Here is a 26,167-nt window from a genome sequence, read left to right as displayed (position 1 = left end):
CACCCATGAAACGTGTATCTATCTTTATTTTTTGCTTTCTGACTAGTCCTCTGGCTTTCAGTTGGGGTTTCTACGCCCATCAACGCATCAATCGCCTCGCCATTTTTACCTTACCCCCAGAAATGGCCCGCTTTTACAAAAAACATCTGGTGTATTTGATGGAGAACTCTGTCAATCCCGACAAACGCCGTTACGCGGTAGTGGGAGAAGCCGCCCGTCATTACCTCGACGTGGAAGCCTACGGCGACAGCGTCTGGGCGAAGCCTTACTGGAAAGAAGCGGTGGCATTCTGGGGTGAGGATACGCTCAATGCTCACGGCATTGTCCCCTGGCAAATTCAACGGATGAAGTATCAACTAACAGCGGCCTTCAAGGAGCATCATACGTCCCGCATTCTCAAGCTTTCGGCAGAGTTAGGCCATTACATTGCCGATGGTAATGTGCCGTTACATACGACTAGAAATTACAATGGTCAATTGACGGGACAGGAAGGCATTCATGCCTTCTGGGAAAGTCGCCTGCCCGAATTATACGCCGAGCGATACGACTTCTTTGTGGGCCCTGCCGAATACGTGCGTTCGCCCGCCCAGCGAGCCTGGGCCAATGTGAAACAGGCTCATCATTGCCTGGATTCTTTGTTTTTACTGGAAACGCAGTTAACGCAGGAATTGGGGGTAACTCGAAAATACAGCATTGAAGAACGGGGAGCTACGCATCAGAAAACCTATTCCCGCGATTTTTCCGAGCGTTACCATCAGGCCTTGAATCATCAGGTTGAAAAACAGATGCGGGCTTCCATCAAAATGATCGGTGACTTCTGGTATACCTGCTGGATCGACGCAGGACAGCCCGATTTGAATACCCTTCAAGAGTTATCTGAGCAGGATAAAAAATCCGAAGCTCAGGAAAAACGCTCCTGGCTCCAGCAACTGCTCGGCATCCGACCGGAGGAGTAGTTGTTGGTTGTTGGTTGTTGGTTGTTGGTTGTTGGTTGTTGGTTGTTGGTTGTTGGTTGTTGGTTGTTGGTTGTTGGTTGTTGGTTGTTGGTTGTTGGTTGTTGGTTGTTGGTTGTTGGTTGTTGGACAGTGCTATTGTGTACTATTAAGTTCCAGGTCAAGGGCCTTTATTAATTAGTTTCTTAGCTAATTTCCTGAAAGCATTGAGTCGAATTTCTAGATGTTCTTTTACCCGCTTATTTTTCTCCTGCGAATAGCTTTATATTAATAACCAATAACCACCACTGACGCTCTAGCTGGGGCCCTACCAGCCTTTCTTTGCACGTAATGGTTGGTGAAGACACCAACCTTGGCGGTAGTAGCTTTTGGTAGATTTTTATTACCCATTTTCACCCATACTCTTCACTGACGCTTCGGCTGGGGCCCTACTAGCCTTTCTCTGCAAGTAATGGTTGGTGAAGACACCAACCTTGACGGTAGGGAGGGTTAGGTTACCTACTTAATTTTCCCCCTAACAACAACTTTTACCCAACAACCAGCACCCAGCAACTAACAACCCCAAGTCCGCCGTATCTTTGCCTAATGGAATCAGTTGTTCAGATCATATTAAAGCCCGGAAAGGACGCCCCCGTTCGTCGTTTTCACCCCTGGGTATTTTCGGGTGCTATTGCCAAAGTCTTCGGGAAGCCACAGGATGGCGAAGTGGTTGAGGTTGTCGATCATCAGAAAAATTACCTCGCCACGGGTCATTACCACGAAGGTTCGATCACGGTTAAGCTCTTTTCGTTCGAACCCATTACGCCCGACGCTGATTTCTGGTTCAAGCGTTTGGAGAAAGCCTTACGCGTACGGCAGGCACTTCAGTTTACGAATACGACCTGCTACCGACTCGTGCACGGCGAAGGCGATGGTTTTCCCGGTCTGATTCTTGACTGGTACAACGGCGTAGTCGTTTTTCAGGGCCATAGCGTCGGCATGCACCGCGAACGCGAAAGCATTACTCAGGCTTTGCAAACGCTTTACGGCGATCAGTTACTAGGCGTTTACGATAAAAGCCACGAAACCTTACCCGATCGTTATGCCCAATCGGTTCAGAACGGTTACCTCTGGCAAAAAGAGACGATAAGCTTACCTCATCCCGTACTGGAAAATGGTCATACCTTCCTGATTGACTGGCAAACGGGCCAGAAAACGGGCTTTTTTCTGGATCAACGCGAAAATCGTCAGTTATTAACCAAGTACGTAAAAGGCAAGCGGGTGCTCAACGCCTTCTGTTATTCCGGTGGTTTCTCGATTTATGCTCTTTCAGCTCAGGCTTCGCTGGTTCATTCGGTTGATGTTTCCGAAAAAGCCATTCGTCTGGTTGAGCAAAACGTAGCTGCTAATCACGAAGGTGGTCAACCCACGCATGAGGCCTACGCGGAAGACGTAATGAAGTATCTGAAAACGCACGATCAGCAGTATGACGTCGTTGTTCTCGATCCCCCGGCTTATGCCAAAAGCATGGACGCTCGTCACCGGGCCGTACAGGGGTATAAGCGACTCAACATTGAAGGGCTCAAGCGATTGGCTCCGGGTGGTATTCTGTTCACATTCTCCTGCTCACAAGTCGTAGATCGTGAATTGTTCTACAATACCATCGTTGCAGCAGCCATTGAAGCCGGTCGGCAGGTTCGGGTATTACATCACCTTTCACAAGGCCCTGATCACCCCGTGAACTTCTTCCATCCCGAAGGTCATTACCTGAAGGGTTTAGTTTTATACGTAGAATAAATAAAGGAGCCGATTCACTGTTGAATCGGCTCCTTTATTTATTGGTAGTAGCTGTTCGTCCGTGTTTCTCAGGCATCCGTGTACACAGCCGCGGACAACAATAGAAAAAAACTTTAACTCAAATTACCAATCATTCTCCTACGGCAGATAGTAACTGCCTCCTAATAAATTATCCGATTTCTAGAGTAGGGTTTCTCACTACGTTCGAAATGACAGATTATAGGTCTATCTCTAGAATTTAATCGTTGCGGGCAGATACTTCGCAATTAAATCCTGATAGTAAGGCTTCAGTTCCTTCACATTCGGTGGCACCGGAGCTTTTGAATACAGATCATATGGATTGAATAAACGAACGTATTTGAACATCTCGCGGTCATGATCGTCCATAAGGTGATCGTAAGCTTCTTCGCGGTGCTGAGCGTAGAACGAGTGGTAACGCATCATGTACAGAGCTGATTCAGGCAGGTAATCCTTCATCATGTGATACAGATACTCATCGTGTCCCCAGGACATGTGTACGTTTCGTAAACCGCAATTAGGTTCGTAAACACCGTATTTTGTGTTATATCGCTCGTCCTTCGTATCAGGATTGGCTTCAAAGAATTGGGGATAAACAATCTTATCTGAAGGTTTGCAACCTACCGGGAATGTATCACCCACGACTGCCCATTGAGGCTCGCCGAAGAGGCATAACACTTTACCCATATCATGTAATAACCCGGTCAACACAAACCAGTCGGGATGTCCGTCGGCCCGAATGGCTTCTGAGGTTTGGAGTAAGTGCTGCAACTGATCCAGTTCAATGTCGGGATCAGAGTCGTCCACGAGGGTATTGAGAAAATCAAAAGCTTCCCAAATGGGCATTTCTTTCCGGTCAAACTTCAGAAAATCCGCTTTCTTTTGCTGAACAAAATCATACGTCTGATAGGTGTGATTCAGTCGATAAAACTCACGAACGGTATCACGCTCGGGGTTTTCATAATTTCTGAATTCATCTTTCGCTTTAGCCGTTTGCTGGGGTTCGGGGTAACGCTCGAGTACGTCATCCTCCCACACATCCAGACTAGCCAGCGGATTCTTTTCTTCAGCAGTGAATTCGTTTTTCATTGTAAGCCGGTTTTGTAAGGTAAGAAATAGTTTTTTGCTCTTGAGATTGAATGAGTTATCATTCTTTTCAAAGGTAATAGAATTTTATAATTACTGAATCATACCACTATAATTTTGCACAATTCAAATACTAAGCTTTTACCAGAATACGGTATACAAAGCCGCAATAATTCCCCAGACTAATACCGAGAACACCACGAAAGAGGGTGAAATGCGAAACATGCTTCGGGTTAAGGTAAGGCCTTTGGGGTTAAACTTACTGGCGGAATCCAGTAGGGACACTACCACCATAATACTCACCAGAATCAGGAAGCACCAGCCCGTACGGTGGAGAAAAGGAATTGGCGTTTCAGGAACAAACTTGAATAATAAAGCCAGGGGAATTGATAAACTCGCGGCCACCAGAGCCGCCGTGGAGGTCGTTCGTTTCCAGAATAAGCCCAGGAAAAACAGAGCGAAAGCTCCGGGAGTGAGGTAATTCGAATATTCCTGAATGAATTGGTAGGCCTGTTCCAGTCGTCGCAACTGCGGAGTAATCATGAGGGCAATCGCGAAAGCCACCCAAACCGCAATACGACCAATCCAGACCGTCTGCTTTTCAGAAGCGTCTTTATTGAGAAATTTCTTGTAAATATCCAGACTAAAAATGGTCGAAATACTATTGCATTTACCCGCTAGGGAAGCCACAATAGCGGCAGTCAAGGCCGCAAAAGCCAGACCTTTCAATCCGTTCGGCAGCAAATTCATTAATGTGGGATAGGCATGATCGGGTTTGACATTTCCCGCTGCATCGACCATCTCCTGCTGGAAAGCTCCATTCTGGTAGAGTACATACGCCGCAATGCCGGGAATCACGCAGATCAGGGGTATAACTAACTTCAGAAAAGCCGCAAACAGAATTCCATTACGGGCCGTGGGTAAATCAGCCCCTAGAGCCCGCTGTACAATGTATTGATTGCAGCCCCAGTAATTCAGGTTATTAATCCACATACCACCAAACAACACGGCCATACCCGGTAATTCGTAATAATACTGATGCCCTTCCGAGAAGATCATGTGAAAATGCCCGTCAGCGTGGGTTCGAAGTAAGCTTAATCCATCCATGACGCCACTTCCTCCCCATTGATCCGAGACCATTTGCAAAGCCAGAAAGGTTACCGCTACACCACCCATGACTAACACTACCACTTGAATCAGATCGGTGTATCCAATTACTTTCATACCACCCAGGGTAATGAAAATGGCAAATAGAGCCAGTCCAAACATGCAATACGTGAATGGAACCCCCGAGATGGTTTCGACCGCTAAAGCTCCCAAATACAGGATGGAAGTAAGGTTAACAAAGACGTAAAGCAACAGCCAGAAAATCGCCATGATTGTGGCCACTGTGTCATTATACCGCTGCGACAGAAACTGTGGCATGGTATAAATCTTGTTTTTCAGGTAAATCGGGATAAAGAAAATGGCAACGATAATCAAGGTAGCCGCCGACATCCACTCGTAGGAAGAAATGGCCAGACCCATCGCAAAACCCGAGCCAGACATGCCAATAAAGTGTTCAGCCGAAATATTCGAGGCAATCAGCGAAGCTCCAATGGCCCACCAGGTCAGAGAACCTTCGGCCAGGAAGAAATCTTTGGTGTTGATTTCACTGGACTTTTTCCGACGATAAATCCAGTACCCGTAGAGGGAAACCAGTAGAAAATAGATCAAAAAGACACCGTAATCAATACTTTGCAAGCCCTGCATTTCGGTTGTAAAAGTTTTAGGAGGTTAGAGATAAATCCTTTCAGGAAGATGAGTGGGGTATCGGACCACAAAATAGGATTATTTATTTAATTATTTATCTCAAACCCATACAACCTATTAAAAAAGCCCGTGCTGGTTTTCAGCACGGGCTTTCAGTTATGATCGATGAAATTACTTAATCAATCAGGCGGAACAGACGTTTCCAACGGATTTTATTAAGGAAGGTTCCTTCGGGATCAAGTGACATCCAGACGAATACAGCCTTACCCACGATATGATCGGAAGGAACGAAACCCCAATAACGCGAATCGGCTGAGTTACTGCGATTATCCCCCATCATGAAGTAATAATCCTGTTTGAAGGTATAAGTCGAAACTGCCTGACCATTGATTTTTACCGAAGTACCATCAATTTCTACTTTATCATTGTATTCGTAGTTTTCAATAACATCGCGGTACAAAGCAACATTTTCAGTAGTCAACTGAATGGTTTCCCCTTTTTTAGGAATTTTGATCGGACCGTAATTATCCCGATTCCAGTTAAACAAAGGAGAGTTAGGATAGACACTGAGATCCTGCTGACCTTTAGGGTATATTAGTGGCTCTACCTGAAGTCCCATGTCCTGAAATTGCTTCACCACTCCTGCACTCGTGGTTACATCATATCCCGTTAGGACCGTTTCTTTACGTACAGAATCAATGTCAAAATGTTCAGTCCAGTTACGTGATTCGTTCTGACGATTCCAGATATCGTATTTCAGAAAAAACTTTTGGTCCAACTGTTCTTTCGTATGAACGAAATACGGTTCAAGCATCTTTTCGGGATTCTCCATCGCCTTGCCATTGATCCATACCTGCGTATCACGAACTTCCACAACATCGCCGGGAATACCAATGCAACGCTTGATGTAATTGGGACGTAGATCAGCCGGCAAGTGTAGAGAGTCAGGGTAGTTGAAAACCACAACATCGCCATTTTTCACGCTTGAAAAACCGGGCAGGCGGTACATGGGTAACTTGATCCAGTCGAGGTACGAATCAATATTCGTTCCCCAGATTTTCTGGTGGGTTAAAGGAACCTGCAAAGGCGTTTGGGGCGTGCGGGTTCCGTAATGCAACTTACTTACGAAAAGAAAATCACCCACTAACAGGCTATTTTCCATCGAAGGGGTTGGAATGGTATAAGCTTCCAGAAATAACCAGCGAATGAGCGTAGCCGCTACCACTGCAAACGTGACCGAATCAATCCACTCGCGAAAGGCCGATTTTTGTTTTTTAGGCTGACCCTGCTGAGCCGTTTTTACTTCCATTATCTTTTGTTTTAGGTATTGGTTGTTAGGTATGGGTTGTTAGATATGCTGACAACCCATAACCAGCAACTACATTACTCTTCTCCTAATAAATCGTCCATTCCGAACACGCCTACTTTACCTACCAGCCATTCAGCGGCTACCACTGCCCCGAGGGCGAAACCCTGACGATTGTGAGCGGTATGTTTAATCTCGATGGAGTCCACTTCTGACTGATATGTAACGATGTGCGTTCCGGGCACTTCACCTTCCCTAACGGCATGGATCGGCAAGGTAGTTTGTCCGTCGCCTTCTTCCAATACCCATTGGGATAAACGGTCATTCGTTTCCAGAATTCCTTCGGCTAACGTAATCGCGGTACCGCTGGGAGCGTCAAGTTTATGAATATGATGGACTTCCGTCATTTCCACGCTGTATTGGGGATAAGGACTGATTAACTTAGCCAGTCGCTTATTGATACGGAAAAACAGATTGACGCCAATGCTATAGTTGGAAGCGTAGAAGAAAGCTCCGCTGGTTTTAGCAGTGAGGGCCTCAATTTCGGAGCGATGTTCAAGCCAGCCGGTCGTTCCGCAAACGGTGGGTAAGCCCTGACCAATGGAATCTTTCAAATTTTGCAGAGCCGCCGAGGGGTGACTGAACTCAATAACCACATCAGCGGTCGCGGGAGAAAATTCGGAAAAACTTTCCCGATTGGTTTCGTCAATCCGACCTACAATTTCGTGGCCACGTTCCTGAGCAATGCGTTCAATGACTTTGCCCATTTTTCCGTAACCTAAGAGTACTATTCGCATATTAATTCTTGTATGAGGAAAGTTTGAATGTAGTTTGAGGCTGTTTGAATGTTTAAGAACGTGTGAAAATCTTCAAACTTTATTCAAATTTCAAACCTGTTTTATCAAACAACATTCAAACTCAGTTACTTAAATGTATAAACGGCAGTAATGCCAATGGGCGTACTTGCGTAGTCCGTTCGAACGCCGGGTTTAAATTTCAGGGAAATATCGTCGGTATTATCAAACGTTTTTAAGTGAGCCGAAACGTTCGCTTCCACCAACTGAAAGGCATATAAAACGACACAGCCAATGATGGATAAATCGCGTTGACGGCGATATTGTGCGGTTGCTTGTCGTAACTGATTTTCAGTCAATGCTGGATAATAAGTATTTCCAATTTGAACCGGAACCGTTGTAGCCTTCTCATTAATCAGGGTTTGCCAGCCTCCAATAGCATCCTTATACCGTATCTGGTTCCAATGGATGGCATAAGCTAACCCACCAAAACCAGCATAAATGATAGGAATCGTCCAATATTGGCGGACATAAGCCTGCCCTAAACCAGGCAAAGCCAAAGATTTGTACGTTGCGTAGCGAGGAACAATATTCAGAGGCTTTTTGAGCTTACCCTTCGGAGCCGGAATCGTCTTTACCAGCGAGTCTACACCCACTTTGGCGATCTCCAGCGAATCCACTTTTTGAGCGAAGGCCGACTGGGTTAACCCTAAAAACAATACGAAGTAAAGCAGATATTTCATGGCTATCGGAAATTGAAAGGCCAAAGAACGCTCTGAATTACTTCGTATCACTTCTAAAAACTGTTAAATATTCTTATGATAACTCACCTAAAGCACCAATGATTCGCTCCAGATCTTCCTGATTGGTAAAGGGAATGCGAATTTCGCCTTTGTCTTTTTCGTCCGATTTAATCGAAACCTTTGAACCAAAAAACGAAGATAAACGGAACTGAATATTCCGAATTTCCTGCTTCAATGGCACCTTTTTCGTCTTCGAATCCGCCAGCTCAGGGTTCTGAATTTTACGAACTTCCTCTTCTACCCGCCGTACGGACCAGTCTTCATCAACAATGCGTTTGAACAAACTTAGTTGTGTATCAACGTCGTCAATGTTAATAATGGCCCGGGCGTGACCCATTGAGATTTTATTATCCCGCAGGGAAGCCTGAATCACTGGAGGAAGTTTCAGCAGACGAATGTAGTTATTAACCGTTGTCCGGTTTTTCCCTACGCGGTCGCCCAGTTCTTCCTGACGGAGGTTACACTCCGAAATCAGCCGCTGATAACTCAGAGCGATTTCGATGGCATTCAGGTTTTCGCGTTGGATGTTCTCAATCAAAGCCATTTCCAGCATTTGCTGGTCATTGGCCGTCCGAACGTACGCAGGGATGTGCGTTAACCCGGCCCGTTTGGAAGCCTGCAATCGCCGTTCGCCAGAAATAAGCTGATACTGATCACGGCCTAACTGGCGAACCGTGATTGGCTGGATAATACCCTGAATTTTAATCGATTCCGCCAGTTCCAGTAACGATTCCTCATCGAAATGAGTACGCGGCTGGAAAGGGTTGGTTTCAATAAAATTAACATTAATCTCGTTCATGGAGCTAATGTGCTCCAGAGCCGATAGTGGGGTGGCACTGGGCCGGCTATTGACCGAGTCTGAGTCCTGTAATAAGGCTCCCAGACCACGTCCTAACCCAACCCGTTTTTTATTGGTGTTATTCATATCTTCCTTCCCTGTTCAGACTTAGTCGTTCGAGGTTTTCGTTGCTCTAAATCCTAAACACGTTCTCAATCAATAGTTACTAAGCCATTTTTGGTAAGAATTTCCCGAGCCAGATTCAGGTAACTAATGGCTCCCTTCGAGTCAGCATCATGGGCGATGGCGGGAACGCCAAAGCTGGGAGATTCCGACAAGCGAATGTTACGGGGAATGATGGTATTGAACACCATATTCTGGAAGTGAGCCGTTACCTCATTCACCACCTGATTCGATAACCGTACCCGCAGGTCGTACATCGTTAACAAGATCCCTTCAATGCTTAAGTTGGTATTCAGGCGGCTCTGAATAATCTTGATCGTATTGAGCAGCTTGCCTAAACCTTCCAGAGCAAAGTATTCGCACTGAACCGGAATAATAACCGAATCAGACGCCACGAGGCTGTTAATGGTGATCAGACCCAGCGAAGGCGAGCAGTCAATGATTACGAAATCGTAATCATCCCGAACGGAAGCCAGAGCTTCCTTCATTTTCTCTTCCCTGGTTTTCAGGTTAATCATCTCGATTTCAGCACCGACCAGATCAATGTGCGAAGGAATCAGATCCAGGTAATCAATGTCGGTTTGAATGATAATATCGGAGACGTTAATTCCATCGACCATGCATTCGTAGATGGAATTCTCAATTTCTTTCGGATTGAAGCCCAAGCCTGAAGTAGAGTTTGCCTGTGGATCGGCATCTACAATCAAAGTTCGGTACTCCAGGGTTGCCAAACTAGCGGCCAGGTTAATCGTCGTGGTGGTTTTCCCGACGCCCCCTTTCTGGTTGGCAATGGCAATTACTTTGGCCATACGTTAAACTCGGTGCGTTAGAATTTCAAAGATGCGAACATTCAGTCGGATTGCCTAGGAATGTTCCACGAAAGTTTCACGCAAAAAAAAATAAGTAGACTCCCGGAAAGTCTACTTATTGAAAATCAGTTACTTATTACTATAAATATTGATGTTACTAATTTATGAAATCTATTTAATAGCCTGAAAAAGAACTCATTACCCCCAAACTTTCGTTCCCTCCGTGCAATTTTTACACATTTCTATTTCAGAACGGCTTCGTATCAGGGAAGCCCGAAACTGTTCGTATGCTTTTGACTTCCAGAGGCTTTTAAAGGACTGTTCTTTCAAATCTCCCAGCCGATACTCTGCGTCCTTATCAAAACAGCAGGGAACCACCAGCCCATCCCAGGTAATGACGCAACTGTGCCACATTTTCCAGCAGTGATCCATAAACTTATTTTTGATGCGATACTTGCCGTCAGCTTCTTTGGCGTACCTGGAATATTTGTCAATCGTCGGAATCAGCGGATCGCCGTCTTCGTAATCGTAAATCTGAGCGGTTTTCAAACCCACTTCGTCTACGCCTAGCTCAGCCGCTAACTGCCTCACCTCTTCAATCTGATGTTCATTGGGCTGCACGACCAGAAACTGAAAAATCACGTGTGGCGTTTGAGACTTCAGCTCCTTTTTCCACTTCAAGATGTTTTTTGTTCCTTCGATAACCTTGTGCAGTTTTCCCCCTACCCGGTATTGCTGATAGACTTCCTGCGTTGTACCATCAATGGAAATAATCAACCGATCCAACCCACTTTCAACCGTTTTTTTCGCGTAGGAATCCGTCAGGTAATGGGCGTTGGTGGAGGTAGCGGTATAAATTTTCTTTTGGGAAGCGTACTGAACCATGTCCAGAAATTGCGGGTGTAAATACGGTTCGCCCTGAAAATAGAAGATCAAGTACAGTAGCTCATCTCCGATTTCATCCATGGTTCGTTTGAATAAATCTCCTTCCAGCATCCCCGTCGGACGCGTAAAGGAACGTAACCCGCTCGGGCATTCGGGGCAACGCAGGTTGCACGAAGTCGTCGGCTCAAACGATAAAGCAATAGGTAAACCCCGGTGAACCGGCTTTTGGGTAATCTTGGATTCTATATAACTGGAGACGACTTTGAGGCCATTCCAAACCCGTTTGGCGTTGAGTTTGGAAACAAAATTAAGCCCGTCGACAAGATTTCGATTGATCATAGGTTTGTAGCGAACGCCAATGCCTGCTTACATTTCAGAATCGGCATTCGTGAAAGGCTAACTGCATTTCTTGGTGAATTATTCCAGAGTGGCTCTGAAATTTTCTATTTCTGTGAATCAGGTACATCGGTCAGAGTTTTCATAAACAAGACCAAATCGGCCTTTTCCTGAACGGTTAATCCCAGTGGTTCGGGCGGCAAAGTCTGGTTTGGAACGTCCAGCCCAATGCCCTGACCACCGCCCCGATCATAAAACTCCACGACTTCCTCCAGGGTTTTAAAAACGCCGTTATGCATGTAAGGAGCCGTGTGTTCAACATTCCGTAGCGTCGGCGTTTTAAAAGCATAACGTAATACACTGAAATTGGCGATCTTTCCAGCTCCCCAGTCGGAGTCCAGCGTGGGGTGATCCAGCTCAGCCTGAGCCGGAACACCTAATACTTCCACATCCGAATGTTCATAGGAAGGCGGTAACATACTATTTGTCAAAGGCATGAAATGGCAGGTGGCACATTTCGCCTTTCCGGCAAAGAGGTTAAAACCGCGTTTTTCTTCGGCAGTAAGAGCATGGGCATTACTCCGCATAAACTGATCAAAACGGGAGTCCAGCCGGATTAAGGAGCGTAAGTAAGCCGCCAGAGCGTTCATAACCTGATCTGACTTTACCTCCGAACCATACGCTTTTCTAAAGGCTTCCTTATAACTTTTGTTCTGAGATAACTTAGATACAGCGATTGAAAGCGAGCTATTCATTTCCAGCGGATTTTTCATCACATCCGCAATCTGCATTTCCAGCGAAGCCGAGCGGGCATCCTGAAACAAAGTCGCCTGCAAGGCTACATTCCAAAGCGTAGGAGCATTGCGGGCTACGGTTCCTTGATGACCCAGGGCCTGACTTTTCGGTAACCCATCGGTAAAAGCCTGCCCGGGCTGATGACAGGTTGCACAACTTCGCTGCCCGTTTCCCGAAAGTAAGGGCTCTTCAAAAAGCTTTTCGCCCAGGGCAATGCGGCCTTCGGTTGCGGGCCATTCGGGTTGCGGACTGTACAATTCAGGTTGAAAAACGTCTTTATCAAATATCCACCAGGCATCCGTTGCAAGAAAACGACCATTGTCTCTTAACGCCGGAATCCCAAACCGTTGTTGATCTTTCTGCAACGACTGGCACAACGGACGCAGGCACTGAATCAGAAATTCGGCCCGGTCGAAGGTATCAAAATCACCTTTTAAAGCAGCTTTGGTTTTCTCTAGATACGCTTCCGTTTCAGCACTTACTTCATAGGCATTAATCAAATCCTCGCAGCCTTCCAGCGAAGCCAGGGCTTCGGGCAAGGAGTAATGCACCACGGGTGAATCATACCCCGTAATTCCCAATGTACCTATACGAGCCAGTTCGAGCCGCAGGGCATCCCAGAAATGCACCGTCTGTAACTCATTGAGCCAGGGATGTTTGGCTACTAGTCGGGCGTTGGCCTGCAATTCTTCGCACTCCTGTTGCAGCTCATCCAGCCGGGTTGTATCCAGTCGGGGAAAAATGATTTCTTCGATTACCTGAAACCCTGTCGGTTCGATCAACAACTGATCTTCCATTTCAACTTCCTCTACGGGCGGGCCATTCATCTGCCGGGCCATGATGGGGTCATACCCCTCCACCAGCCATTCTATTCGCTTGTAGGCAAGCCGGGCTTTCAAAAAAGATTCACGGGAGTTTAGGGTATCCAGGGGATAACTTCGTTCGAGGCGTTCGGTGGCCCGGTTAAATTCTGCCAGTCGCTCGCGAAAACGTTCTTTCAAGTCATCTGCCTGCGTACGTTCCGACCGCCAAGACGGTAAGGTAGGCAAGGCTATGATGAGCAGTAAACAAATCCATAAACGGGGCATATTAAAGCTTGAGTTTGGGAAGGATACGTGCCTTTCTACTTCAAAAGTACCGCTCTTTAGCCATCAAAAATGCCTGCTCAGAAAAATCATGATTAATTAATCAGCCTTACCGTTCAGGTATTAATCAAGCCATTATGATTATTTATACTCAAAATTATTCAATTTTATCAGCCTTTATTTAGTAACTGTATGTATTCCGAACGATTCTACCAATTGGCTTTATGGCTCACGCCTGGTGTGGGTGATATGCTTACTCGTTTACTGGTATCCAACTGCGGGTCGGCTGAGGCCGTTTTTAAGTTACCTCCGGGAAAACTTCAGAAAATCCGGGGTATCGGTGACTTATTATCCCGAACCATTGCTGCCAAGACTAGCTTTGTTCAGACCGAACAAATGCTTCAACGGCTGGACCAGGGTGGTTATACTTTTCTGTTTTTTACGGATAAAAATTACCCTCCTCGTTTGAAATCGCTTTACGATGCTCCGGCTGTGCTTTTCTTTAAAGGGCAGGGAACTATGAACCACCCGCGAACGGTGGGTATTGTAGGCACCCGCAAAGCAACAGATTATGGCCGTCGCCTGACTGAAGAAATAGTGGAACAATTGGCTCCTTACCAACCGGCCATTATAAGCGGACTGGCCTACGGCATTGACATCACTGCTCATAAAGCAGCCCTGAAATATGATTTACCCACGTTTGGAGTAATGGCCAATGGACTTGATACGATTTACCCGGCAGAACACCAGAAAACGGCTTTTCAGATGCAGGAACTGGGCGGTATTGTGTCTGAACAACCCTTGGGTATCAAACCCGACCGACGTTTTTTTCTAAATCGAAACCGGATCATTGCTGGGCTTTCTGACGTGGTACTTGTGATTGAATCGGCGAAGAAAGGCGGAGCGATGGGAACGGCAGAGTACGCGAACAACTATAATCGGGATGTTTTCGCTATTCCGGGTAATCTGAAAAGTCCCGGTTCGGAAGGCTGTAATTTCCTGATTTATCACAACAAAGCCCAACTCTTTCTTGATGTGCCTTCGATGGTGGACAGTTTGAATTGGGGTGAACAATCAGCTAATGCTAAAGATCATTTACAGGATTTGAGTATGCTTTCACAGGAAGAGAGTCAGATTATGAGCTTGTTACGAGATGCTGGTTCTCAGCACATTGATGATCTGGCCTGGCGATCACAGATTCCCATGGCTAAGCTGGCTTCTTTGTTACTTAATTTGGAATTTCAGGGTCTTATCCGAAGTCTGCCCGGAAAAGTGTATGGACTTTCTTAAGTTTGGTTCATGGTTTCGGTTCATGAAATACCTTTCAGTGGGAACCTTCGTTCTAAGCAAAATCAGAGACTATTGACACATTACCAACAACTTGGCGTTTCAAGAACGGCTTCAGCCGAAGAAATCAAGCGAGCGTATCGTCAGTTGGCCGTTCGCTGGCATCCCGATAAAAACCCTAATCATTCGCAGGCGGAAGAGAAATTTAAAGCAATCAATGAGGCGTATCGAGTTCTTTCGGACCCGTCATTGCGGGCTTCGTATGACTTCAAACTAAATTCTGCTCAAAGGACTCAAACGCAAACACCACCCCCGCCGCCGAAACCCAAACCTGCTGCCCCGTCACCGCCTCCCTCATCACGATCGACGTATCGCCGCTGGCTTATTCCGGGCGTTTCGCTTCTGATCCTCAGCGTTATTATTGGTTTTTTCGGGTTGCAGCAATATAACCATAAACAGGCCGAACAGGAAGTAGCTCAGGCTACGCGGATGCTGGTGGATGAGGACACACTAGCCGCTTTGGGAAAACTGAACATGGCCATTGTGCACGATGATCAGCTCATGCTTGCTTATCGATTGCGAGGCCAGGTATTGTTACACTTGCGGGAATTTGAAAAAGCATACGGTGATTTATCCACGGTATCCCAGCAAACCTTACCCGAAGAAGGGCTGGAGATGGAACTGGCTACTTGTAGCTATTACCTAAAAAAATACGCTCAAAGTCGCAGTCACCTCAATAAAGCTCTGCGAAGTAACCCGGAAAATGGAAAGCTTTTTCAGATGCGGGGAACGAATTTCTGGCTGGAAAAAGATAGCCTCCGGGCCTGCGATGACTGGCAACAGGCCGTTCGTTTAGGAGAACAGGAAGCCGCAGCGTTAATGAATAAGTACTGTCAGTAAAAGAGGTGTTAGCCTACGGTTCTAATGAATTCATTAACATCCGAATCGTTTGTTAGGAGATTTTTCCCGTTAGGCATCCACGTAGAGACGCGACTTCATCGCGTCTAGCCGGGAAATGGAAGTCCATTTAAATGGTAACCAAAGCCGCCGCTCCCGCCTTGGCTGGTGTCCTCACCAACCACTAGGCTTTTAGTAATGGCTGGTGAGGACACCAGCCAAGGCGAGGGCATGTACCTCATACGAAAAACCCCGGATTAACATCCGGGGCTATCCACGTTGAACCCCTCCGGGGTTAGGGTCTCCATTTCCAAACAACTCCCCTACCTTTAGCAGACAGGCTGGTGAGGACACCAGCCAGGGGAAAACATATACCTCACACGAAAAACCCCGGATTTTCATCCGGGGCTATCCAGCCTGGGTCCATCCAGACCGGGACTATTCATATTTAACCCCTCTGGGGTTAGGGTCTTCTTTTTCAAACAACTCCCCTACCTTTATGGGTTTTCTCTCTCCAAACTCCAAACTCCAAACTCCAAACTCCAAACTCCAAACTCCAAACTCCAAACTCCAAACTCCAAACTCCAAACTCCAAACTCCAAACTCCAAACTCCAAACTCCAAACCGCAGCGGCGGCCGCTCCAAACTCCAAACTCCTACTGCTTCCAGGTTTCAGGAGCCTGACGCCATTCTTTCAGCGTAGTTACCTGATCTTCGGTGATGTAACCAAGCGGTAAAGCGGCCTGCACGAGAGCATTATAATCACTCAGGCAACGAAGTTTTACTCCGGCCTGCTCAAAATTCTGTTCGGAAATTGGGAATCCGTAGGTGAAGATAGCCGCCATTCCTACGACCTCAGCTCCGCCTTTGCGTAAAGCTTCAACGGCTTTCAGAGAACTGCCTCCCGTTGAAATTAAGTCTTCAATAACCACTACTTTCTGTCCCGCTTCCAGACGACCCTCAATCTGATTACCCATGCCATGATCTTTCGGTTTAGGACGAACGTACAGAAATGGCAACCCTAACACATCCGCCACCAAAGCTCCCTGAGGAATACCCGCCGTGGCAACTCCTGCAATGGCGTCTACACCTGCGAATTCATTCTTAATCATTTCGGCTAACGCATCTTTGATATACGTCCGAACGGAGGCCGAAGAAAGCGTAACGCGGTTATCGCAATAAATGGGTGATTTCCAGCCAGAGGCCCATGTAAAGGGCGATTCGGGGCTTAGACGTACTGCTTTTACTTCCAAAAGCATTTCAGCCACGCGAGCGGCTACGGTTGATGAGGGTACGAGTTCCATGCCACAAAGGTAGGAAATTCTGTCCGTCGTCGAGGAGTTGCACTGAAGTTCCCTTCCCTTTTTTCAGTCCTTTCTTTGACAAACAATCCTTAACTTTATCCAACCTAAGGAACCATTTGAAGGCTTATCTTCTTTATCAGTTTCCTACTTCTGGACTTTACCACACTTCCTTTATCTTTGTATTACTAACCATTTAGAGAGAGATTCATGGTCCTGTTTATCAACGACCGTCCCGTAAAAATTACTGATGCTCAACGAGCCAATCTATTACGGGAAAAGAGTGATTTTGACGTGGTCATTGATACCCGTCTGGAGGGAATTAAAACGGATCAGCTTCACGGTCATGTTTTAATTCTGAATGCTTCACTAGCGTCTCTGGAACGTTTAATGAACATTTTACACGATGAACATCCTGCCGCTTTACAAAGCATTCTGGTACAAGTAGCCGATCAGAAAGCAGCTGAAAGCCGGTTAAAAAGTTACTTCAAAGTGGTTAAAGCCGCCGGTGGCGTAGTTTTTAAGGATAATAAAATCCTGTTAATCTATCGTCTGAAACGCTGGGATTTACCCAAGGGCAAACTGGATCCGGGTGAAAAATCAAGAGGAGCTTCTATTCGCGAGGTGAAGGAAGAAACGGGTGTGGATGCAGAACTTGTCGATAAAATCTGTACGACCTGGCATACGTACACGCACAACGGTAACCGTATTCTGAAACGAACCAAATGGTATCAGATGAATTGCCTGAGTGATGAAAACATGACTCCGCAATGGGAAGAAGACATCGAGAAGATTAGCTGGATGTCTAAAAAAGAAGTGCAGAATGCGATGGTCGATTCCTATAGCTCCATTCGCTATGTTTTTGAGCGGCTCTGGAGTACGGTCCCTGCCAAAAACTAAGGTCATTATTAACTTCCCGAAAGCTTATAACTTTCGGGAAGTTGTTTTTTAGAGCTTATCGTTTTGCCCGCTCGTATTGAGAAGGCCATTTAATTTCGTCTCCGAGAACCTTCGCGGCATGAATCGGGAAGTAAGGATCTCGCAGCGATTCACGAGCAATGAAAATCAGATCGGCCTGACCCTTCTGAAGAATTTCTTCGGCCTGCTGAGCTTCAGTAATGATACCTACGGCTCCGGTTTGTACGTCCGCCTGATTTTTGATCTGATCCGAAAAAGGTACCTGATAGTTCGGCCCCGCCTGAATCTTGGCATAAGAAGCCAGACCTCCCGACGAAGTATCAATGATATCTACGCCTTTTTCTTTAAGGATTTTGGCCAGTTGAACGGACTGCTCAACATCCCAGCCATTCTCTACCCAATCCGTTGCCGAAACTCGTACAAACACGGGTAACTCTACGGGCCAAACGGTTTGTACAGCTTCCAGAATTTCCAGTAGAATTCGGATTCGATTTTCGAAACTACCGCCGTACTCGTCGGTGCGGTTATTACTAAGAGGCGAGAAAAACTGATGAATTAAGTACCCATGAGCCGCATGAATTTCCAGCACTTCATAACCCGCCCGGAAGGATCGGGCAGCGGCGTCTTTAAAGTCAGCAATCACTTTTTGAATACCCTCTTTATCCAGAGCCGTTGGCTGAACATCAGCCTCCTGAAAAGGGATGTTACTTGGAGCAACGGGTTTCCAGCCCCCCTGCGTTTCGGGTACCTGCCCCCCTCCATCCCAGGGACGAAATACGCTGGCTTTGCGTCCAGCGTGAGCCAGTTGAATACCTGCCACAGCTCCCTGCTGACGAATGAAAGAAGTGATTTGCTGTAATTTTTCGATGTGCTCGTCTTTCCAGATCCCCAGGTCTTCGCGAGAAATACGGGCTTCGGGAGAAATTGCCGTGGCTTCCTGAATAATTAACCCGGCCCCACCCACGGCCCGTGAGCCTAAGTGAACCAGATGCCAGTCATTGGCAAAACCATCGACGGATGAATACTGGCACATGGGAGAAATCACGATTCGATTACGAAAAGTGATTTTCTTGAGCGTCAGTGGAGAAAATAATAGTGACATATTCGGAAAGATGTTTAAACCTAAGTAGTAAATAAGTTAGGATAAACTTCCGTTCCCGAGCGAGCAAATTCGAACATTAGACGAGCCTGTGTGTCTAGAGATCTTTCACCGAATAGGGCAGATATTGATCTACGCTGGCTCCATACCGATGCAAATCCCGGATGATGGTACTGGAAATGGGAGCTAATTCCGGCGAGCAAATCAGGAATACTGTTTCCAACCCTTCGTATAGATCCCGGTTAACCTGGGCAATACTGTTTTCGTATTCGAAATCCGTTGTATTTCTGAGTCCTCTCAACAAAAAGGAAGCGTTGTATTCTTTAGCCACCCGGGCCGTTAAGTCTTGGTAAGGAACTACCTGAACCGGTTCATTAATAAAGGTTCGCTGAATGGCCCGTGTCATTACTTCCACCGAGAAATACCGCTTTTTGCTGGTATTATGTCCTATACCGATGATAATCTCGTCGAAGAGCTTCAGGCCCCGTCGTACAATATCTTCATGTCCTTTCGTGAAAGGATCAAATGAACCGGGGAAAAAAGCGATTTTCGACATAACTAAAGGATGGGGTTAAGAAAGCAGGGAGGGTTACAGGCATTTCGATTGGCTAGCTCAATAAAGTAGCTACGTGATAGAAAACCGGGGAATCTCCGGGCAGGCGGGGAATGGAAACCGCATCAGGTAAGCCCAGCGACAGATTTTTAATGTGATTATAAAGCCCTTTGTAGGAGTCATCCTCTTCCGTCACCACGCCAAAAACCCAGGCCGGAATTTCTTCCGCATCGATTTTTAATTCATTCATTACAAAAAGTACGTAATAAACTAAGTCAGAAGCGGCCCGGTATACAAAGCGATTGCAGTAATGGAGCTTCGTTTCATTCACATAGACCAGTGTGGCTGCCTGTTTTTCTACGTAAATCATTAACCCCGTACTTTTTAGTTTGGAGCTTAATTCCAGCAGAAGGTCCGATTGGTGAAAAACCTGAATTTTTTCCAGCGGATAAATGTCAAGAATCCAGTCCGAAAACAGCGTTGGGAAAGCAAATAGATTAGTAGCCTCCCACGTCGGATGTAGCGTATGCTGAACCGTCTCCTGGCTAGTTACCTGACCACGGGCCAGTGACAACGTGCGAGCAGCATATTCCTTCTTGAATAGAGCCGTCGGTACCAGGGTAAAAGATTGGTTATTGACAATAAGCCGAATAGACTTCCAGAATGTTTTTTCAGCAATGGGATGCTTACTGACAATCTCCTGAATCTGAGCCAGGTATTCTTGTTCTGAAGTCGTTTCAGGTAAAGCGAATTCGTCCAGCCACAGACACAGATTATTGACGGGATCAATAATACTAATCTGAAAATCCTTGGGATTCAGAGCCAGGGTAAGTATATATGAACTAACCGAGGTTAGTAAAAATGCCTCCTGCCGAAATTGAAAAGCGGGGGTCATACGCCTATGGATTGATTACTGATGGTTCGTTACCCACAGTTAACTAAAGCAGTAACCGGGTATTAAAGTACCAAAACTATCAACATTTCGGCAAAGATTCGTTTCTAGTGTTGCACCAGACCCCCTTTTTACCTTCAGCTTTTAGCGGCCATCGGCAAATTCAGCCTTCGTGACGAAGAACTTGGTTTCGCCGTCAAAGTCAAACTGGAAGAGTTTTTCTTCGTAAAAAAGCGTTACCCGTCTTCCCGAACGCAGAGCTTCGTTAATGGTACTAATCGTGGAATCCTTCCCATTATCGACACTGAACTGCCATTTTTCAGCGTTCATCTGGCCCGTCCCTTCCGAAAAACCACCCAATAATAGCTCGCCCTCCCAGGTCTTAAAGACATAACCCCGTTTACTGAAGCGAGTGATGGTTCCTGCTCGTTCGCCTTCCGAATAATTAATTTTTGTAAGAATCCAGAAAACGACCAGCGTTACGACGGCCAGAATCAATAATACTTTACCAAATGTTTTCATTTCAGGTTGAATTGTTTAGGTGCCCTACTCAGGGATATGAGTAAAAGGAATCATTTAGACTCAAAGAAAAATATCTTCGTTGAATTATTAACCATTTTTCAGGCGAAGTTCCCTAAAAAACATTGCCAACTCTGTTTACTTCGAGCGGATGGCTAAAACGGGGTCCATTCGGGCGGCAATCCAGGCTGGAATAATCCCCGATAACAAGCCAATACTACTCGATACGACCAGGCCAATAACGACGTTTCGTAAGGAAAGCTGAATGATTAATAAATCCTGCGGGTAAAACGTTAATACCCAAACCCAGAGAATGCCGACCATACCTCCAATTAGACTCAGGAAAATGGCTTCGAAGAGAAACTGGAACAGAATAAAGTAGGTTTTTGCCCCCAATGATTTCTGAATTCCAATGAGGCTGGTTCGCTCTTTCACCGAAACGAACATAATATTGGCAATCCCGAAGCCTCCGATTAATAAAGAAAAGAGAGCAATAATAATCCCGGCTCCGCGAAGGGCACTAAAGATCGTTTCCACCAGATTCTGAATGGCCTCGGGGCGATTAAGGGAGAAGTTATCTTCCTGATAAGGCTTCAACCCGCGTTTGCTCCGCATGAGCCCCGTTAATTCGCCTTCAAGTTCCTGAAGTTTTTCGTCCCGATCATATCCTTTTATGGAAATATTAGGTTCTGAGTATCTGGTGTGAAAGAGTTTTGAGAAGGATTTATAAGGAATATAACAACGGATGTCTGGCTTACCGCCGATCTCAAACATGCCCGTACCAATGCGTTCTATTACGCCAATTACCTGAAACCGCAGTCCTTTAATCTGGACAAATTTCCCGACGGCTTCCTGAAAAGGGAACAAATTAGCCGCCACATCCGCCCCGATAACGACCACGTTTCGGGCAGCCTCTTCTTCCATCGGACTAAAATAGCGTCCTGATTCAACGGGTAAATCTGAAATTTGGTTGTATTGATAACTAATACCCCGCACGCCAGCCGTCATGGAATTATTCCCATTTTTGATGGTCTGGCCACCCCGTCCGTCCGAAATGGCAACATATTGGGCGTTTTCAAGGTTACGTTCTAAGAACTGAAAATCAGAATAACTCGGAGCAGGCCGCCGGAAAAATTTCCACCAGGCATAATCCGGGCTGCTGTAATCCCAGGACCACTTGGAAACGAAAATGGTATTACTGCCTGTAAAACTCAGGCTTTCCCGAATGCTGCTTTCCAGTGAGTCGACCATGGTAAAAACGGCAATAATTGAAAAAATACCCACGCTTACGCCCAGTAGCGACAATACGGTTCGTAACAAATTAGAACGTAAGGCCTGCCAGGCAAAGCGAAGACTTTCGAAAACCTGCCGAAGAAATTTCATGTTTATGAGTCTATCTGAGGTGCAAGTTTCAAAGTAGAAATCATTCCAAATGTTTTACAAGAAAAAGTTGGTTCAACTATACTTTTTAAAGGTTAAACGGAATACCGCTTTTTAAATATTTTTTATAAAATTTCCAAAAAAGCTTGACATTCGGCCTTGATAAAGTGCATATTTAGCCAACACTATCTGGTATCTAGCTGAATTCCATGAAGTTATCCGAATTTAAATTTGATTTGCCGCAAAATCTCATTGCCCTCCATCCAGTCGAACGCGGCGAAGCACGACTGATGGTAGTTAATCGTCAAACCCGGCAATTCGAACATCGAAAATTCGGTGATATCGTGAATTATTTTGGCGAAGGCGACACGATGGTTGTGAACGATACTAAGGTTTTTCCAGCTCGTTTGTACGGTAGCAAGGAAAAAACCGGAGCACAGATTGAGGTATTCTTACTCCGTGAGCTAAATCGTGAACATCGCCTGTGGGATGTGCTGGTAGACCCGGCCCGTAAAATTCGGGTGGGTAATAAGCTGTACTTTGGCGATAGCGATCTGGTAGCAGAGGTAATCGACAATACCACTTCGCGGGGCCGTACCATTCGTTTCTTGTACGATGGCGACCACAATGCTTTGATGAAAGCCATTCACGAGCTGGGCGAAACGCCTCTACCCGAAGAAATTAAAAGTCGCCGGAAAGCTACGGATGAAGACCGGGAGCGTTACCAAACCATCTTTGCGGATGATTCGAAAGTAGGAGCCGTAGCTGCCCCTACCGCCGGTTTGCATTTCACGAAAAATATCAAGAAACGCATGGAGATTAACGGCACCGACTTTACGCCGATTACCCTTCATGTAGGTTTGGGCACTTTCCGTCAGGTAGACGTAGAAGATCTCACCAAGCACAAGACGGATTCTGAGCCTTACTTCATTCCTGCACAAACAGCGGACGTAGTTAATGCTTCTCTGGACGCCGGAAAACGGGTTTGTTCCGTAGGCAATACGGTATTGAAAACGCTGGAATCGTCGGTTTCTGCGAATTCACGACTGAAACCAAGCGAAGGCTGGACGGATCGTTTCATTTTCCCTCCTTACGATTTCAAAATCAGTAATGCCTTGTTAACGAACTTCCACTTACCAGAATCCGTACTGCTCATGGGCGTTTGTGCCTTTGGTGGGTATGACTTGATGATGGAAGCGTACCAAACGGCCATTAAGGAAAAATATAAGTTCTTCAGTTACGGCGATTTAATGCTGATTCTGTAATTGGCTCGTTAGCTATGGGCTGGTAGCTGATAGCTAACAGCCCATAGTTATGAAACGATACGTTATCCTCGTTGCCGGTGGCAGCGGCAGTCGCATGGGCGTTTCATTGCCCAAACAATTCTTATCTCTTGCTGGAAAACCCATCCTGATCCATACACTGGAGCGTTTTCTGGAGTATTCTCCCGATCTACAGGTTATTCTATGTTTGCCCGCCGACCAGTTTTCCTACTGGGAACAGCTTCGTAAAGAATATCCCCTGCCCTTTTCTCAGCCTATTATTGAAACGCCCGGCGGAGCTACTCGTTTTCAGTCGGTTCGCAATGGCTTACAACAGGTTACTACAGATGGACTCGTGGCGGTTCATGATGGTGTTCGTCCGCTGGTTCCGGTTTCGGTGATTGCCCGTAGTTTCGAAGTCGCGGCAGAAAGCGGTACAGCCATTGCCGCCGTTGCGGCCAAAGATTCTATTCGTCTGGTTACCGAAGATGCGGGGAATAGTGCTCTGGATCGTTCTAAACTTCGCCTCGTGCAAACGCCGCAGACGTTTCAGGTTTCCCTGCTCAAAAAAGCTTTTGAACAGGCCGAAAGTCCTTTATTTACGGACGATGCCAGCGTAGCCGAAGCGGCGGGTTACCCCATTCACCTGCTGGAAGGTTCGTACGAAAACATTAAAATCACGACGCCCGAAGACCTCGCCTTCGCAGAAGCTCTGCTGAAAGGCAGCTCTTTAGCTTAACGTTTTTTCTTATTTTCTCCATTATCAGGCAGTTACGTAGTTTTAAAGCGACTGAAAACAATACAGCTTTTTCTGATTCTTTCTCTAAATCAGACGCTTAATTTGTGATTAACCGGATTAGAATTTTCTAATCTTCTGTGGATAAGTGCGTTTTAGCGGGATAGAGTAGGATAAAATCGATATATTTACTATACTATCCATAGCGGAATAGTTAGTATTTTCTATTCATCACCTTCTCAATTCGCTCTATGTTACACAATACTTCACCTCCATTGCGGCTCCCCGGCGTTACTATTACTCATCGCTCGCCCTTCCGCCGCTTTTTTTATCATCAGGTTCGAAACTTTCGCACGCTGAATCCAAAGCAGGTCACCAAAGATACCCTTCTCATCGTCTTTGGGATCTTCACTGCAGCGATAGGGCTTCGTGGCTTTTTATTACCCAGTCACTTTCTGGATGGTGGCGTTACCGGGATTTCCCTACTCGTACGTGCTCTGACCGATTGGAATCTTTCCATTTTGCTGGTCATCTTTAACATCCCCTTTATTTTTCTAGGCTTCCGACAGATTTCGCTGGGTTTTGCCATTCGTACGCTGTTTGCGATTATTGCTCTGGCTCTCTGTCTGGCCTTTTTGGAATTGCCCGTCTTCACGCACGATAAGCTGCTGATTGCCGTCTTTGGAGGTTTCTTCCTGGGAGCAGGTATCGGGCTTTCCATTCGGGGGGGCTGTGTATTAGATGGAACAGAGATTCTGGCCTTATACCTGAGCCGTAAAACCGGATTTACCGTTGGGGACATCATCATGGCCATCAACGTCTTTATTTTTAGTATCTCTGCCCTCTTAATTAACGTAGAAACCGCTTTGTACGCCATGCTGACGTATTTTTCAGCCTCTCGTACGATTGAATTTATTATTACCGGCCTGGAAGAATATACGGCCATTACTATTGTATCCGAAAAAAGTGACGCCATCCGCCGCATGATTGTGAATGAAATGGGCCGGGGTGTTACCATGTATAAAGGCCAACGCGGCTTCGGCAAACGTGGCGACCGCGAAGGAGATATTGATATTGTATATACCGTTATTACTCGCTTAGAAATTACCCGGCTGAAAAACGCCGTTGACAAAATAGATAACCAGGCGTTCATTGTGCAGCACAGTATTCAGGATACCAAAGGCGGCATGATCAAAAAGCGGGCGTTTCATTAATTAACCTCGAAAACCAATCCCCGGACCTTCGCTTGTTCGGGGATTTTTTTATAGCCTTTTCCTGAATACGAGACTAATTAAAGTAGCAGGCCTTTGTTAGCCCGTATTTCTAACGCTTAGTTCAGCCATCCACAACTGTGTCGCTCCGCCATGGCTGGTGTCCCACCAGTCATTTGTACGAAAACCGTGTTTGCGTGGAACACCAACCACGGCGTAAGGATAAAAACCGCCTCTTACCCAGACGCGATAAAGTCGCGTCTCTACTGGGGAACTTGTAGTGTAGTCGGCTTCATCAAAGATTTGGGTTTAAAACATAGAGAAGACCTAAAACTGACTGGTGCGAGATTCCATCTCGTTCCTACCAAGCGGCAGGTTCCACCTGCCGTCCTTCAGAAATTGGCTAGTCTTTCGTCGTACGCTCCATCAGTGCAGGTGTCACGATTCGCTTTAGCGTCCGACAATTATCATAAATTTTAGATGGTCTCTTCAGATTGCTTCCATTTTTTCGTTAATACAGAAACAAGTCCTTGTCATTACCAGCGAAAACCAGATATTAGCTGGTAATTGACTTTCTTTCAGCGAATTATTATTCTTTAGAATAGGTTACCTACTCAGAAGTTTTTCATTCCGTTTCAGTAAAACCCCACCTAACGAAATTTTTTTCGCACAAAACGAAAAAAATAGTTGTAGAACTAAAATATTAGTTTAATCTTTGAATCAAGTTATTATTCTCTGATACAAAATCGGGCG

23 protein-coding genes are annotated in these 26,167 nt (G+C 46.0%); 8 read left to right on the top strand and 15 right to left on the bottom strand.

Translation table 11 applies throughout. The features are described 5' to 3' along the window. Positions 1–5 precede the first annotated feature (5 nt). Together QE390_RS10775 and QE390_RS10770 are read left to right on the top strand one after the other, a co-directional pair. Positions 6–956: a zinc dependent phospholipase C family protein gene (locus QE390_RS10775; RefSeq protein ID WP_307142134.1), complete on the top strand. Its 951-nt coding sequence runs from the start codon at positions 6–8 to the stop codon at positions 954–956. Between the two features lie 582 nt (positions 957–1,538). Next, on the top strand, positions 1,539–2,729 hold the full coding sequence (locus QE390_RS10770) for a class I SAM-dependent rRNA methyltransferase (RefSeq protein WP_307142133.1): 1,191 nt from the start codon (positions 1,539–1,541) through the stop codon (positions 2,727–2,729). Positions 2,730–2,960: 231 nt separating this feature from the next. Here the strand turns inward: QE390_RS10770 and QE390_RS10765 are convergent, their stop codons facing one another. The 9 genes from QE390_RS10765 to QE390_RS10725 all read right to left on the bottom strand — a co-directional run bounded on the left by QE390_RS10765 (position 2,961) and on the right by QE390_RS10725 (position 13,362). Continuing rightward, positions 2,961–3,836 carry an inositol oxygenase family protein gene (locus QE390_RS10765; protein ID WP_307142132.1) on the bottom strand — a complete coding sequence of 292 codons (876 nt, stop codon included), beginning with the start codon at positions 3,834–3,836 and terminating at the stop codon, positions 2,961–2,963. Between the two features lie 138 nt (positions 3,837–3,974). Beyond that, positions 3,975–5,585 carry a sodium/sugar symporter gene (locus tag QE390_RS10760; protein ID WP_307142131.1) on the bottom strand — a complete coding sequence of 537 codons (1,611 nt, stop codon included), beginning with the start codon at positions 5,583–5,585 and terminating at the stop codon, positions 3,975–3,977. Between the two features lie 175 nt (positions 5,586–5,760). Continuing rightward, the gene (gene lepB, locus QE390_RS10755; protein ID WP_307142130.1) at positions 5,761–6,894 is read right to left on the bottom strand and encodes a signal peptidase I; all 1,134 of its coding nucleotides are present in this window, start codon (positions 6,892–6,894) and stop codon (positions 5,761–5,763) included. Between the two features lie 74 nt (positions 6,895–6,968). Beyond that, on the bottom strand, positions 6,969–7,688 hold the full coding sequence (gene dapB, locus QE390_RS10750; protein ID WP_307142129.1) for a 4-hydroxy-tetrahydrodipicolinate reductase: 720 nt from the start codon (positions 7,686–7,688) through the stop codon (positions 6,969–6,971). A gap of 125 nt (positions 7,689–7,813) precedes the next feature. Beyond that, the gene (locus QE390_RS10745; protein WP_307142128.1) at positions 7,814–8,428 is read right to left on the bottom strand and encodes a DUF5683 domain-containing protein; all 615 of its coding nucleotides are present in this window, start codon (positions 8,426–8,428) and stop codon (positions 7,814–7,816) included. Between the two features lie 73 nt (positions 8,429–8,501). Continuing rightward, complete coding sequence (locus QE390_RS10740; protein WP_106635129.1) at positions 8,502–9,413, bottom strand: ParB/RepB/Spo0J family partition protein; 912 nt, start codon at positions 9,411–9,413, stop codon at positions 8,502–8,504. A gap of 65 nt (positions 9,414–9,478) precedes the next feature. Then, on the bottom strand, positions 9,479–10,258 hold the full coding sequence (locus QE390_RS10735; protein ID WP_106635128.1) for a ParA family protein: 780 nt from the start codon (positions 10,256–10,258) through the stop codon (positions 9,479–9,481). A gap of 198 nt (positions 10,259–10,456) precedes the next feature. Continuing rightward, complete coding sequence (locus tag QE390_RS10730) at positions 10,457–11,479, bottom strand: SPASM domain-containing protein (protein ID WP_307143544.1); 1,023 nt, start codon at positions 11,477–11,479, stop codon at positions 10,457–10,459. Between the two features lie 107 nt (positions 11,480–11,586). Next, positions 11,587–13,362, bottom strand: coding sequence for a cytochrome c peroxidase (locus tag QE390_RS10725; protein ID WP_307142127.1), 1,776 nt, complete (start codon positions 13,360–13,362; stop codon positions 11,587–11,589). A 189-nt stretch (positions 13,363–13,551) separates the two neighbouring features. On the opposite strand from QE390_RS10725, the gene dprA reads away from it, so the two are divergent. Continuing rightward, a complete protein-coding gene (dprA, locus tag QE390_RS10720) occupies positions 13,552–14,649 on the top strand; it encodes a DNA-processing protein DprA (RefSeq protein ID WP_307142126.1) in 1,098 nt (365 codons plus the stop codon). Positions 14,650–14,721: 72 nt separating this feature from the next. After that, positions 14,722–15,546, top strand: a complete 825-nt coding sequence (locus QE390_RS10715; RefSeq protein ID WP_307142125.1) for a J domain-containing protein — start codon at positions 14,722–14,724, stop codon at positions 15,544–15,546. A gap of 653 nt (positions 15,547–16,199) precedes the next feature. On the opposite strand, the gene pyrE is transcribed toward QE390_RS10715, so the two are convergent. After that, positions 16,200–16,847, bottom strand: a complete 648-nt coding sequence (pyrE, locus tag QE390_RS10710) for an orotate phosphoribosyltransferase (protein WP_307142124.1) — start codon at positions 16,845–16,847, stop codon at positions 16,200–16,202. Positions 16,848–17,054: 207 nt separating this feature from the next. Between pyrE and QE390_RS10705 the strand changes: the two genes are divergently transcribed. Further along, on the top strand, positions 17,055–17,744 hold the full coding sequence (locus QE390_RS10705; RefSeq protein ID WP_106635123.1) for an NUDIX hydrolase: 690 nt from the start codon (positions 17,055–17,057) through the stop codon (positions 17,742–17,744). 55 nt (positions 17,745–17,799) lie between these two features. Here QE390_RS10705 and namA read toward each other — a convergent pair whose 3' ends face one another. The 5 genes from namA to QE390_RS10680 form a co-directional block, all read right to left on the bottom strand. Beyond that, positions 17,800–18,864, bottom strand: coding sequence for an NADPH dehydrogenase NamA (namA, locus tag QE390_RS10700; protein WP_307142123.1), 1,065 nt, complete (start codon positions 18,862–18,864; stop codon positions 17,800–17,802). A gap of 94 nt (positions 18,865–18,958) precedes the next feature. Then, positions 18,959–19,417 carry a pantetheine-phosphate adenylyltransferase gene (coaD, locus tag QE390_RS10695; RefSeq protein WP_106635121.1) on the bottom strand — a complete coding sequence of 153 codons (459 nt, stop codon included), beginning with the start codon at positions 19,415–19,417 and terminating at the stop codon, positions 18,959–18,961. Positions 19,418–19,469: 52 nt separating this feature from the next. Next, entirely contained in the window at positions 19,470–20,309 is an 840-nt protein-coding gene (locus QE390_RS10690; RefSeq protein ID WP_106635120.1) for a DUF3822 family protein, read from the bottom strand. A gap of 141 nt (positions 20,310–20,450) precedes the next feature. Further along, positions 20,451–20,828, bottom strand: coding sequence for a hypothetical protein (locus QE390_RS10685; RefSeq protein WP_106635119.1), 378 nt, complete (start codon positions 20,826–20,828; stop codon positions 20,451–20,453). Between the two features lie 135 nt (positions 20,829–20,963). Beyond that, the gene (locus QE390_RS10680) at positions 20,964–22,208 is read right to left on the bottom strand and encodes an ABC transporter permease (RefSeq protein WP_307142122.1); all 1,245 of its coding nucleotides are present in this window, start codon (positions 22,206–22,208) and stop codon (positions 20,964–20,966) included. A gap of 206 nt (positions 22,209–22,414) precedes the next feature. Between QE390_RS10680 and queA the strand changes: the two genes are divergently transcribed. The 3 genes from queA (at position 22,415) to QE390_RS10665 (ending at position 25,417) form a co-directional block, all read left to right on the top strand. After that, positions 22,415–23,470 carry a tRNA preQ1(34) S-adenosylmethionine ribosyltransferase-isomerase QueA gene (gene queA / locus QE390_RS10675; RefSeq protein ID WP_106635117.1) on the top strand — a complete coding sequence of 352 codons (1,056 nt, stop codon included), beginning with the start codon at positions 22,415–22,417 and terminating at the stop codon, positions 23,468–23,470. A 49-nt stretch (positions 23,471–23,519) separates the two neighbouring features. After that, complete coding sequence (locus QE390_RS10670) at positions 23,520–24,206, top strand: 2-C-methyl-D-erythritol 4-phosphate cytidylyltransferase (RefSeq protein ID WP_307142121.1); 687 nt, start codon at positions 23,520–23,522, stop codon at positions 24,204–24,206. Positions 24,207–24,454: 248 nt separating this feature from the next. Further along, entirely contained in the window at positions 24,455–25,417 is a 963-nt protein-coding gene (locus QE390_RS10665; protein WP_307142120.1) for a YitT family protein, read from the top strand. Positions 25,418–26,167 lie beyond the last annotated feature (750 nt).

This window comes from Siphonobacter sp. SORGH_AS_1065, from assembly GCF_030818595.1.
GTDB lineage: Bacteria > Bacteroidota > Bacteroidia > Cytophagales > Spirosomataceae > Siphonobacter.
Note: the sequence above shows the minus strand (reverse complement) of the source record. Positions and strands in the feature narration are given on the sequence as shown.

What these genes read in the sequence shown, in the direction of transcription:
- QE390_RS10775 (WP_307142134.1), top strand. Translation starts at nt 6, where the DNA reads ATGAAACGTGTATCTATCTTTATTTTTTGCTTTCTGACTAGTCCTCTG.
- QE390_RS10770 (WP_307142133.1), top strand. Translation starts at nt 1,539, where the DNA reads ATGGAATCAGTTGTTCAGATCATATTAAAGCCCGGAAAGGACGCCCCC.
- QE390_RS10765 (WP_307142132.1), bottom strand. Translation starts at nt 3,836, where the DNA reads ATGAAAAACGAATTCACTGCTGAAGAAAAGAATCCGCTGGCTAGTCTG.
- QE390_RS10760 (WP_307142131.1), bottom strand. Translation starts at nt 5,585, where the DNA reads ATGCAGGGCTTGCAAAGTATTGATTACGGTGTCTTTTTGATCTATTTT.
- lepB (WP_307142130.1), bottom strand. Translation starts at nt 6,894, where the DNA reads ATGGAAGTAAAAACGGCTCAGCAGGGTCAGCCTAAAAAACAAAAATCG.
- dapB (WP_307142129.1), bottom strand. Translation starts at nt 7,688, where the DNA reads ATGCGAATAGTACTCTTAGGTTACGGAAAAATGGGCAAAGTCATTGAA.
- QE390_RS10745 (WP_307142128.1), bottom strand. Translation starts at nt 8,428, where the DNA reads ATGAAATATCTGCTTTACTTCGTATTGTTTTTAGGGTTAACCCAGTCG.
- QE390_RS10740 (WP_106635129.1), bottom strand. Translation starts at nt 9,413, where the DNA reads ATGAATAACACCAATAAAAAACGGGTTGGGTTAGGACGTGGTCTGGGA.
- QE390_RS10735 (WP_106635128.1), bottom strand. Translation starts at nt 10,258, where the DNA reads ATGGCCAAAGTAATTGCCATTGCCAACCAGAAAGGGGGCGTCGGGAAA.
- QE390_RS10725 (WP_307142127.1), bottom strand. Translation starts at nt 13,362, where the DNA reads ATGCCCCGTTTATGGATTTGTTTACTGCTCATCATAGCCTTGCCTACC.
- dprA (WP_307142126.1), top strand. Translation starts at nt 13,552, where the DNA reads ATGTATTCCGAACGATTCTACCAATTGGCTTTATGGCTCACGCCTGGT.
- pyrE (WP_307142124.1), bottom strand. Translation starts at nt 16,847, where the DNA reads ATGGAACTCGTACCCTCATCAACCGTAGCCGCTCGCGTGGCTGAAATG.
- QE390_RS10705 (WP_106635123.1), top strand. Translation starts at nt 17,055, where the DNA reads ATGGTCCTGTTTATCAACGACCGTCCCGTAAAAATTACTGATGCTCAA.
- namA (WP_307142123.1), bottom strand. Translation starts at nt 18,864, where the DNA reads ATGTCACTATTATTTTCTCCACTGACGCTCAAGAAAATCACTTTTCGT.
- coaD (WP_106635121.1), bottom strand. Translation starts at nt 19,417, where the DNA reads ATGTCGAAAATCGCTTTTTTCCCCGGTTCATTTGATCCTTTCACGAAA.
- QE390_RS10690 (WP_106635120.1), bottom strand. Translation starts at nt 20,309, where the DNA reads ATGACCCCCGCTTTTCAATTTCGGCAGGAGGCATTTTTACTAACCTCG.
- QE390_RS10685 (WP_106635119.1), bottom strand. Translation starts at nt 20,828, where the DNA reads ATGAAAACATTTGGTAAAGTATTATTGATTCTGGCCGTCGTAACGCTG.
- QE390_RS10680 (WP_307142122.1), bottom strand. Translation starts at nt 22,208, where the DNA reads ATGAAATTTCTTCGGCAGGTTTTCGAAAGTCTTCGCTTTGCCTGGCAG.
- queA (WP_106635117.1), top strand. Translation starts at nt 22,415, where the DNA reads ATGAAGTTATCCGAATTTAAATTTGATTTGCCGCAAAATCTCATTGCC.
- QE390_RS10670 (WP_307142121.1), top strand. Translation starts at nt 23,520, where the DNA reads ATGAAACGATACGTTATCCTCGTTGCCGGTGGCAGCGGCAGTCGCATG.
- QE390_RS10665 (WP_307142120.1), top strand. Translation starts at nt 24,455, where the DNA reads ATGTTACACAATACTTCACCTCCATTGCGGCTCCCCGGCGTTACTATT.